Raw genomic sequence first — 10623 nt, forward strand, 5'->3', positions numbered from 1 at the left:
CCCGTTCTTCTAGCATTTCCACCAAATCACGAAAACTGAGGTTGTACCGTAGGTACCATCTTACCGTTAACAAAATAATATCAGGCTGATATTGCTTCCATTTGAATACATTTTCCTTTTCCATACCAATCACGCACCCTTTTTAAAGTAATAGTAACAGTATGTCCAAGATTTATAGATTCATTGCAATTGTCCTTAATTCTTTGCACCAGAACCCATATTATTTAATTGATTATGTAATACAACAAAAAAACAATAAAAATGTTTCTCTTATAGTTAAGCAAAATGAAGACATAATAGTATCGATAAATCCCAATGAAATAATGCCACCGGCTAGTATGGCAAAATTATTGATAGCCATTGAATTTGCTAAACAATGTGAGGAAAATAAAATCAATCCAAATGAAGATGTAAAATTAAGTGAATTGGATTTATATTTTATTAAAGGTACTGATGGTGGTGCTCATGAGAAGTGGTTAAAAAGTTTAAATAATAAAAATATGATTCAGGATGGTAGAGTGAAATTAGAGGAAATAGCTAGAGGGATGATACGTTATAGTTCAAATGCCAATTCTGATTATTTAATAGAAAGATTAGGTATTGATAATATTAATCAAACAATAAAGCAGCTGGGTCTAGTAGAACATCAAGAAATGTCATACTATACAGCTAGTATATATGTTGCTGGGTTGATTCAGAAAAGGTTTCAACTAACGGAAGGGGAGACATTAAAGGTATTAAAAAGTATGTCAAAGGATGAGTTTAAAAAATATACAATTGAAGTGCATAATTTAATGAAAAAAGGGAGCGAATTTCAAAAGCTTAACATACCACTTTTAGCTGAAGAAGAAATTCAGAAGATTTGTTTTGAATACTTCTCAGGTGGATCAGCTGGGGATTATTTGAAAATAATTGAGAAATTGAATAGAAAAGATTATTTTTCAAAAACACAACAACAACAACAACAATTAGATAGAATTATTGAATCACCTTCTGTAAATGAAAAGGAGTTTATACATACAGGACAGAAAAGTGGGAATACAGAGAGTATATTAACGAATTCTTTATATGTAAAAGACAGTAAAGGGAATTATATTGAATTAGTTTTCATGGCTAAGGAATTGGAATACATAGATATGATTAAGTTGAATAAAGGTATTGATGAATTTCGATGGATGATTATGAAAAGTAGAAAGTTTAGAGAGCAATTGGTAGAGAAAGTTACAGAGTAGTATACCTAATTTAAAATGAAAGGGCGATTATATTGAAATCTTTAAAAACTATTTTTTGTATTGAGATGTTATTGGTATTATGTATTTCAGTAAGGACTTATGTAAAATGGGATTTGCCTATCTACATTCCAATATTTTTTGTAGTATTAGCTACGGTACTATTATTTCTGTTTCATTTTAAGTATGCTAATAAAAACAGAGGGTAATTATGTGGATATGCTACAGTAAAAGTTACGTGAAATGTATGGAGATATAGAGAATCACTGATAAAAAATTCCTCGGATTATTAAGCAGATGCGGGGGATTTTTTTATTTGAATAATCATTGGTATAGATTTGAAATAAAGTTGTATTGTTTTGAAGAAAGTAATACTGTTTTAAAAAAGTTACGTTGTTTTCTTCCTTCTCGATTAGAGAATTTTAAGTGAGTTTTAATTGTTTTTTTATAATAAATATATAATGCTTCGCAAATTAGGAATCTGCTTTGATTGATCTTTTTCAAAGTGGTTTCCTTTTGTTCCTTATCAAATAAGGAGCGGTGTTTTACAATCAAATCGAGGTTTTTGCTACTTAAAATCATCATTATAACCATATAAATTTGGGTGAAAATCATACAAGTCATATAAATACTAGAAATATTAATTTCACCCTAACTATTGACGAGATACATTTGGACAACGTTGGAATATAAAGAAAAATGGTACGGCAAACAAGTCATTGTCATATCGAAAACATTTGCTGCAAGCCAATTATGTTCTTGTTGTGGATATCAAAACAAAAGACGTTAAAAATCTAAACCTACGTAAATGGTGCTCTCCTTCTTGTCTTACACATCATGGTAGCGATATTAACACAGGTTCAATCTAAAGATTGAAACAATAAGGCTTCTATCCGCAAGCAATACGTAGATAGCCTAAGAACTCCTTACTTAGGAATCCCTCACTTCTAAACGAAGTGAAAGCGGGTGTAGTTCAACAGAATCTCATCGAATATAAAAGTTGGATATATCAGAAAATTAAAACCTTAATTTCAGGTACATCTCTCTGAAATTAACTTGCAGTAAATTAAAAGTATTCTGTTGCAAGACTTTATAAACTAGAGAGCACACTTTGATTGTAGAATGTCAATCAAGGTACATATTAATTTGGAGTTTGGATGCTACTGATCAGTAACGGCAGTTTTTAAAAAATATTATTGCTACTGTGGTGGTTGTATTGTTTCAATTTATTTTCAGAGCCTGAAAAAAATACGGGCTATGTAGACAGGCTCTAAATCCTTTAGAAGCTCGTATGATGTATAGATTTTAAAAATAGAAAGGAAGATGAGCATGTCTCAAGCGAACATCCCTAATATAACTCCAACAATATCAATTACCCCTGGTCAATCAGTTTCTTTAATTTTGGCTTCGATTGCACTTGAAGAATTGGCATTAGCCCACATTATTAATAGTGAGGCGGAGAAAATTCAATTTTTGTTAGGAACACTAAGTACTAGTGTGACTCCTCCACCGGTAACATTACCAGATTTGTTAACACTAAATAGTAGTGTTCGACAAACACTACAAACGGTTGTTAAGCAAGAAATGCTTTTACAATTCAAATTGGAAAATATATTAGATTTAGTTAGTATTACACCACTCCCATAACTAAAGCTCATGATAGGAATTATCATTTTAAATAAAAATGTGCTTAATTCTGTATGAAATTACAATTCATTTTATTAATGAATAGCTTATTTAATATTTTTATTCACTGAAGTAACGAAAATGCACTCCTAATTGTTGTTTCTAACAATCAGGAGTGCATTTCATTATAATTTTGTTCTTTTAGATAATAAAAATGAAAGTGACAAATTATTTTAATATTACGAAATAAACACTATGCTAAAAATGTATAAAACCCTTAATTTGACACTCCCCCTAAAGGGGCAAGGTGACTAACGTCAGTGGGATTCTTGCTACCAAAGGCGAAGTCCATTTCTGGTATCGCTGACGCGCAATATTACGGTGTTCTATCACCACTCTCACAACAGACCGTATAGGTTCTTGAGCTAAGGTACTATCATCATACCATACAGGTTCGTGTTCAGATGTTTTAGCGTCTTGTTCTTGACGACACATATCATTTTACCGATAGCATGAATTCGGCTACCGAACTCCATATGATATCTTGTTTTCAAGGAACACAATGTCGTTTTAAAGACTTGTACTTGTCTATAGTTTCAGTATAACTAAAACACAACTGTTTTTCTATGAAAAAGCGATCCTCTCATCCCATGCCTAAAGGCGGACTAAAATCAGATATGGGATGAGAGGATCGCAAAATCTGTAATGGTAAATGAAAATTTTTTTGTAGGGGAAGAATTATATAATGTACACTTTTGAAATATATGTGGATACCGAGAGTCATTATTAGATTCTAAAAAAAGAACAAAATGTAAGGTTTTTTTATTTATCCATATTATATAATCTGTATGCATAATATCGTGAACTACTCACCACGTAGCTGATGCTTGAAATAGAAGCCTCTTGGGAAGAAAGCGCTTGTACGACCCACTTATGTTTACCAAGCTACTAGGGTAGTCCCTACCCCTAAGAATAGTAATCTGTAAGTTAAAACATCAGTCTGTAAACGCTTGAGAAAGGAAAATTCTTTTGATAAGTACGGTTAAATTGAGTCAGTTTTTCTTTTTTCTCCTCTTCCAACCTTTCTGAAATTTATAAAGTTTATGTACTTCTTCCTTAAACTCATGCATATGTACAGTATTTTCACCATTTGAATAACGTGCGATTTTATAGGTATCTATAAATTATAGAATTCTGAACATACACACTTCCCTTACAATTACTTCTCTTTAGCCACGCCTCAACAGTTTCTCCTCACTTTCTATTAAAAGGAAGTGATAACTTACTCTCGATTTTAAAAATTTCTTTCCGAATTTCATTATGTGGTGGTTTATTTCGCTTAATTCATTTTTGGCTAATTCCTTTTTTATAAGTAATGATTGTAGATTCAAAGACAGGTATTTTTGATAAACTTAAATATTTTCGCTTTTTATTATTGTCCAAACGACGCAAATAGCGATGGCTGTAACGGCTACAATTGTAATGCTATTTATGTGAGTTGGATCAAAAAGACGCTGCACTAATTCCTCCTGAATTTGAGGATTTTTTAATTTCTTTTATTTGACCAAAAATCGTCTGTTTCTTTTAACGCAGCAGTCGAAAATAACGGATTGATGGCGTATCCGAATCCTAATGCAAATACTTGAACGATATAAGAAAAAAATAAGACGAATATAAGGGAATATCGGAATAAGTAAAGCACTAATTGTTTCAATAGTAATATATAGAAGTAAAACGTAATAGCTGTTGATTACCTTTTGAACCCGTCAGCCAACATATAATCATGATACATAAAGTTAGCGGTGATAATTTCCATAACATTGAACACGGTGTATAAAATATAGCAATAGCGAAAAAAATACAATACCGCCTAATGATTTTTGTACTGGATACCCATGTTCGACTGCGTGTAGGATAAAGAAGAAAAGCGGTACCATAATTGTGTCAAAAAGAGAAAAAGGTGAACTGAAAGAATAAACGACTATTTGAATAACTAACAGTAATACAAATCCTGTTGTTTTTTCTTCATATATTTATGAAGAAGAAATACGCCTATATAGCCTGTTGCTAAAAATATAGTAGCAATAGCAAAAAATTTATCCCTTGCTGTTAATAACGAAAGTAGGAGGAACAGAATAAAGTCATTAATGTGATATAGCCAAGTTTTCAACTGGTTCCACCATACCTTCATCATGAATAACAAATGTCGGTTGTGCTAAAGGAGAAAATTCTTTTTCCTGCAAACCGAGAAAAATCATTGTTGGTGATCGTTCTCTTTTTCTTGTTACATAATGAAAGAATCCTTGTTTCGGAAGTAGCGCACCATCATCTGAAATACGTGCTAATTCCTCTAAAGCTTTTGCATATTGCATTTGTCCTTCATTTAACGAATAAATGTAATGGACCACCTTCTGCTAATACACTAATAAACAATTCAAACGGTATTTGCTGTTTTTTTGCGTATTGGCCAATATATTTCGCAAATGAAATAAGGTCTTCTACGTTATATTTCCAACCGAATCCGCGATCAGCAACTAAAGACAGACAAATCATCCAACTATCATTTTTTACATTCTGTTATATCTGTAACCCATTTTTTGTTCGGCTTTTCAGCCTTAAAGTTACGCTCTAAAATATTGGGCGCAATCTTACCTACTTTCCCTTTATAAGAACGATATTTTTTAATACGGACTAAGCTTTTTAGATCTAACTCTTTCATAATTCGTTGAACTTTTTTATGGTTGATTTTGTATCCTTGATTTATTAGCTCATCGCGAATACGGCGGTATCCATAACGCCCTTGGTGTTCATCGTAAATGTTTTGAATTAAGATCTTTAACCCTTTATCTTTATCTGGACGATTAGAATTCTGTATCCAGTAATAATACGTACTTCGTGGGAGTTCTGCTAATTTTAAAAGTGCCTTCACCTGAAATGGTTTCCTTAGTTCATAGATTACTTGCGCCTTATCTTGTTTGGTGATTTTTCCTTGTTTTGAACTAAGGCATTCAACTTTTTTAGATAAGCATTCTCCATACGCAAACGCTCCAATTCAGCCTGTAATGCTTCCACTGACTCTTCTGTTTGTTTTTGTTTGTTAATTGATTTTTGATTGTCCTTATTCATAGATTGACGCCCCTTTTTCTTCGATTTAAGGGCGTCTACTCCTTTTTGATGTAGCTGAATGCGCCATTTTCTAATAAGTCCAGGTGAAGAAATATTAAAAATAACTTCCGTTTCGTTTGGAGACGTCCCATTTTCGATCATATAATTTAGTACGTCTAGTTTATACTGTGCAGAATACGTTGTATAGCCTTTTTCAAATGCTTGGATTCCATGATATTCAAATTGTTTTATCCACATACGAACTACTTCGTGATTCGCTCCCAATGATTTCGCAATATCTTTTATACTTTCACTTCCATCTTGATAATGTATGACTGCATTCATTTTGTCTTCTGAAGTAAATTTAGTCATAAAAAAACTACACCTCCAATTGTTAGATTGTGTCTAATAATTGGGGTGCAGTTCACTCATTTTTTGAGGAGGCTCCCTCGCCTGTAGGCAGGTCAAAACGATAACCGTTTTGACACATCAAGAGGGTTTGAGGGTAGTGAATTAGTCAACGTCTTAATGCTCACTTCGTTCCGCTCACCTTTTACTAATATTATAAATTCAAAATTTTAACATCATTCATATTAAATTAATTATAAAGTATTTAACAATATTAATCTTAAAGCACCCGTTGGTGATTGAGATTGCGCTGATGGCTGTTGCCCTAATAACGCAACAGTATTGCTTCCTACATTTTTTAATGCTACTGTATCACCTGCATTTAAAGTGACAATAGTAGAAACTACAACAAGTCCACTTGTACTACCTGCTTGTGTTGTACCGTGGTTAAAAAATGGTACAAAAGAATTATCACCATTAATCGAAACAACAAAATCACCAGTTCCAGAATTAACATCTGTTTGTACCCTTCCATCAATTGCATATGTTCCACTTTGATTTACTGTAATAGAACCATCTGGATTTACAGTAAATGCACCGGGTGTATTATACGAACCAGCCGTAGGTGTCGGTACAACAGCACCTGGACCAACTGAAGTATTAAAACCTAAAAATGTTCCTGCAACAACTTGTTCTGGTGGACAAGTACAAACACCAGTAGGTCCAGTAGGTCCCGTAGCTCCTGTTGGTCCCGTAGCTCCTGTTGGTCCCGTAGCTCCTGTTGGTCCTGTAGATCCAGTTGCTCCTGTAGATCCAGTTGCTCCTGTAGATCCAGTTGCTCCTGTAGATCCAGTTGCTCCTGTAGATCCAGTTACACCAGTCGGTCCTCCAGCAGGGCCAGTCGGTCCTATTGGTCCAGTCGGTCCTGTCAATGAAGGAGCTTTTAATACACTTTCTAATTTACTTTGTAATAACATTTCTTTCTTCATCGCAGTTTGTAATGTTGTATTTACACTTTCATTTACTGCTAAAATGTTGCTCAAAGTAGCAACAGGTGATAAACCTGGTATAGTTCCTAACGCAAATTGAATTTTTTCCGCTTCTGCATTAATAATATGAGCAAGTCCCAATTCTTCTAACGCAATAGAAGCAAGTAATAGATTTAAAGACTCTTCACGGCTTAACGTAATATTTGGAGTAATATTAGGTATATTTGCTTGAGACATATTAATATCTCCCTTCTGTATTAAATGTATATCTTGCTATAAAATATGAAAGATATGAACAAGTTGACACAACTTATATCTAATAAATCGATTCTGGTGCAAAAATAAAATATAGGAGAATATAGCACATATATTCTCCTATATTTTATTTTTACACCAGAATCTATTTCCTTTTGTCTTTTATAGAATACTTTAAGAAAAAAACATCCGTTTTAACGGATGTTTTTTTTCTTAAAGTATTTGAACGTTCACATTTCACATCTTAAATTTTTACATTCTAACAAACAGAAAAACTCACAAAACCTTTATTTATCCAATTTTTCTCTTTATTTTGTTTGTACCCACTTTAGAAAGCACAAGGTCACTATTATAATAATTTAATTTTATTGCTTTATAAACTCTTATTTATTGTATAAGTCCAAGCTAAAAATAATTAATTACATATAATTTAATTAGAATTATTCTCACTTTAATTTGTTCGTGCTATCACACATTCCTCCAAATTAAAGAATGATTCTTTTGTCAAAAAAATAAAAAATTTAAATCAAGGAGAGAAAATATGGAGAATAATAACTGTTTTCATAATCACGATCATTGTAAAAATATTATTTTTTCACAAGAATGTTGTAATAATCCACAAACAGTGCCGATTACAAACCAACAATTAAATCAACTAATTACTTTGCTAAATTCTTTAATATCAGCTGTTGCTGCATTTTTTGCAAATCCCAATAATGCAAATAAATTGGTATTAATTGATCTATTTAATCAATTTTTAGATTTATTAAATTCTTTACCTCCTTCTCCAGAAGGAAATTATTTAAAACAATTAATTCAAAGCATTTTAACTATTTTACAATCTCCGAATCCGAATTTAGGTCAATTAGCTGTATTATTACAACAATTTTACAGTGCTCTTGCACAATTCTTCTTTTCTTTAATTATTAATCCTTCAAGTTTACAACTTCTTTTAAATTTATTAATTCAATTAATTAATGCTACACCTAGTCCAACAGGAGCTACAGGGCCTACAGGAGCTACAGGAGCTACAGGGCCTACAGGAGCTACAGGACCTACAGGGCCTACAGGAGCTACAGGACCTACAGGAGCTACAGGACCTACAGGACCTACAGGACCTACAGGAGCTACAGGACCTACAGGACCTACAGGAGCTACAGGACCTACAGGACCTACAGGAGCTACAGGACCTACAGGACCTACAGGACCTACAGGACCTACAGGACCTACAGGACCTACAGGAGCTACAGGAGCTACAGGAGCTATTTCATTCGTTCACGGTACCTTTGGTAATGTCACTGATCTAGGTCCATTTGTACCTTCTGGTGTTGGAACTGTTGGAACTGTTATTCCAGTAAGATTTGCAAGTCCACCCCCTATAAATACTCCTGGAGCTTTTACTCTTAATGTTGATGGCTCTGTTACTGTAAATATAGCTGGAATATACGAAATATCAGGTTCAGTTCTTCTAGCAGCAGGTAATACAGGAAGTTTTGGAATTCAAATCAATGGAACAGGTATCGTGGTACCATTTATGAATTCTTTTGGTACTGCTGGAAATACAATAGGAACAACAGAAATCAATCGAACTACTATTCTTAATATTGCAGCAGGTGATGTTGTATCAATAGGTTTATGTACTAGTAATGCACCAACAGTACTACTTTCTTTGGGAGTTAATGGAGGAATTGGTACTAATGCTTCTACACTATCATTTGTAAAAATAGAATAGTTTTTACAAAATAATTAACAAGGGATGATTTTTATATTAAACAAAAACCATCTCTTGTTAAATAAAATTTAGGGTTCTGGTGCAAAGAATTAAGGACAATTGCAATGAATCTATAAATCTTGGACATACTGTTACTATTACTTTAAAAAGGGGTTCTGGTGCAAAAAATCTATAAAACTTGGACATACTGATATTACTACTCTAGAAAAGGTGTGTGATCAGTATGAAAAAGGAAAATTTGTTCAAATGGAAGCATTATCAGCCTGATTTAATTTTGTTAACGGTAAGATGGTACCTACGGTATAACCTCAGTTTTCGTGATTTGGTGGAAATGATGAAGGAACGGGGCTTATCTATTTCTCATACCACGATTATGCGTTGGGTTCATCAGTATGGCCCTGAATTAGACAAACGAATTCCTCGTCACCTCAAGCAAACCAATGACTCTTGGAGAGTTGATGAAACATATATAAAAGTTAAAGGGCAATGGATATATCTGTACCGTGCTGTTGATTCGAAAGGAAACACAATCGATTTTTGTCTAAACAAAACAAGAGACCAAAAGGCTGCAAAGCGCTTTTTCAAGAAAGCTTTGCGGTCTTTTCATGTTTCAAATCCACGTGTAATAACAGTCGATAAGAATCCGGCTTATCCTATAGCAATTGAACTGTTGAAAAAAGAAAAAAGCATACCTGATGGTATGCAACTTAGACAACAAAAGTACTTGAATAATATAGTAGAACAAGATCATCGCTTTATAAAGAAGCGTATCCGTTCTATGCTAGGGTTCAAATCTTTTGACACAGCTATATCCATTCTTTCTGGAGTAGAAGCCATGCATATGATTAAAAAAGAACAGATTAATTTACGGAACCAGTCTATCCAAAATCAGAAAGAATTCGTCCATCAATGGTTTGGACTTGTAGCATAAGATACGATTCCCTTAGAAATATATATACTTTATTCTCTTTTACTTTATTTTTGCACCAGAACCCTTCACACAATTCCACCTAAAAATATTTAATTTTAATATTATGATGCAAATTTATAAGCCCTTTATAATATTAAACTATTATAAAGGGCTTATTTAGCAAAATTAAATAGCCTAAACAAAGCATACAAAACGTTTATTACCTTAATATCAAATTACATTTTTACTACAGAAGCCTATAAATATATAAATAGATAAGCTATAAACCTTGTAAAGAGGCATAGAATGTACAGATACTAAAAAAATGAGAGGAGGCAAAACATGTCTCAAGCGAATATCCCTAATATAACCCCAACGATATCGATTACTGCCGGACAATCAATTTCTTTACTCTTGGCATCTATCGCA

At 33.1% G+C, this 10623-nt stretch carries 5 protein-coding genes and 5 pseudogenes; 5 read left to right on the forward strand and 5 right to left on the reverse strand.

Annotated elements, in window-relative coordinates:
* Nucleotides 1-124: pseudogene (locus tag MR155_RS29960) on the reverse strand (IS6 family transposase); the annotation flags it as partial.
* Nucleotides 125-161: 37 nt separating this feature from the next.
* Here MR155_RS29960 and MR155_RS29965 point away from each other — a divergent pair.
* The 3 genes and pseudogenes from MR155_RS29965 to MR155_RS29975 all read left to right on the forward strand — a co-directional run bounded on the left by MR155_RS29965 (nt 162) and on the right by MR155_RS29975 (nt 2876).
* Nucleotides 162-1232, forward strand: coding sequence for a serine hydrolase (locus tag MR155_RS29965; protein WP_242311972.1), 1071 nt, complete (start codon nt 162-164; stop codon nt 1230-1232).
* 673 nt (nt 1233-1905) lie between these two features.
* A pseudogene (locus MR155_RS29970) lies at nt 1906-2139 on the forward strand (zinc ribbon domain-containing protein); the annotation flags it as partial.
* A gap of 419 nt (nt 2140-2558) precedes the next feature.
* Nucleotides 2559-2876, forward strand: coding sequence for an alpha-helical endospore appendage domain-containing protein (locus MR155_RS29975; protein ID WP_242311973.1), 318 nt, complete (start codon nt 2559-2561; stop codon nt 2874-2876).
* Between the two features lie 1031 nt (nt 2877-3907).
* Here MR155_RS29975 and MR155_RS31915 read toward each other — a convergent pair.
* From MR155_RS31915 to MR155_RS29995, 4 genes and pseudogenes are all read right to left on the reverse strand, one after another.
* A pseudogene (locus MR155_RS31915) lies at nt 3908-5025 on the reverse strand (DUF4018 domain-containing protein).
* Nucleotides 5000-5426 (reverse strand): annotated as a pseudogene (locus MR155_RS29985) (DUF58 domain-containing protein); the annotation flags it as partial. The pseudogenes MR155_RS29985 and MR155_RS31915, both read right to left, overlap by 26 nt.
* Nucleotides 5422-6332, reverse strand: a pseudogene (locus MR155_RS29990) (IS3 family transposase); the annotation flags it as partial. The pseudogenes MR155_RS29990 and MR155_RS29985, both read right to left, overlap by 5 nt.
* Nucleotides 6333-6562: 230 nt before the next feature.
* Nucleotides 6563-7534, reverse strand: coding sequence for a collagen-like protein (locus MR155_RS29995; protein WP_242311974.1), 972 nt, complete (start codon nt 7532-7534; stop codon nt 6563-6565).
* Nucleotides 7535-8093: 559 nt separating this feature from the next.
* Between MR155_RS29995 and MR155_RS30000 the strand changes: the two genes are divergently transcribed.
* Together MR155_RS30000 and MR155_RS30005 are read left to right on the forward strand one after the other, a co-directional pair.
* On the forward strand, nt 8094-9284 hold the full coding sequence (locus MR155_RS30000) for a collagen-like repeat preface domain-containing protein (protein WP_242311975.1): 1191 nt from the start codon (nt 8094-8096) through the stop codon (nt 9282-9284).
* Nucleotides 9285-9507: 223 nt separating this feature from the next.
* Nucleotides 9508-10215: an IS6 family transposase gene (locus MR155_RS30005; protein WP_242311976.1), complete on the forward strand. Its 708-nt coding sequence runs from the start codon at nt 9508-9510 to the stop codon at nt 10213-10215.
* The last annotated feature ends 408 nt before the right edge of the window (nt 10216-10623 follow it).

Source organism: Bacillus cereus group sp. BfR-BA-01331, from assembly GCF_022663915.1.
In the GTDB taxonomy this organism is placed as follows: Bacteria; Bacillota; Bacilli; order Bacillales; family Bacillaceae_G; genus Bacillus_A; species Bacillus_A mycoides.

Coding starts and splice junctions, on each gene's coding strand:
- MR155_RS29975 (WP_242311973.1), top strand. CDS start 2,559: ATGTCTCAAGCGAACATCCCTAATATAACTCCAACAATATCAATTACC.
- MR155_RS29965 (WP_242311972.1), top strand. CDS start 162: ATGTCCAAGATTTATAGATTCATTGCAATTGTCCTTAATTCTTTGCAC.
- MR155_RS30005 (WP_242311976.1), top strand. CDS start 9,508: ATGAAAAAGGAAAATTTGTTCAAATGGAAGCATTATCAGCCTGATTTA.
- MR155_RS30000 (WP_242311975.1), top strand. CDS start 8,094: ATGGAGAATAATAACTGTTTTCATAATCACGATCATTGTAAAAATATT.
- MR155_RS29995 (WP_242311974.1), bottom strand. CDS start 7,534: ATGTCTCAAGCAAATATACCTAATATTACTCCAAATATTACGTTAAGC.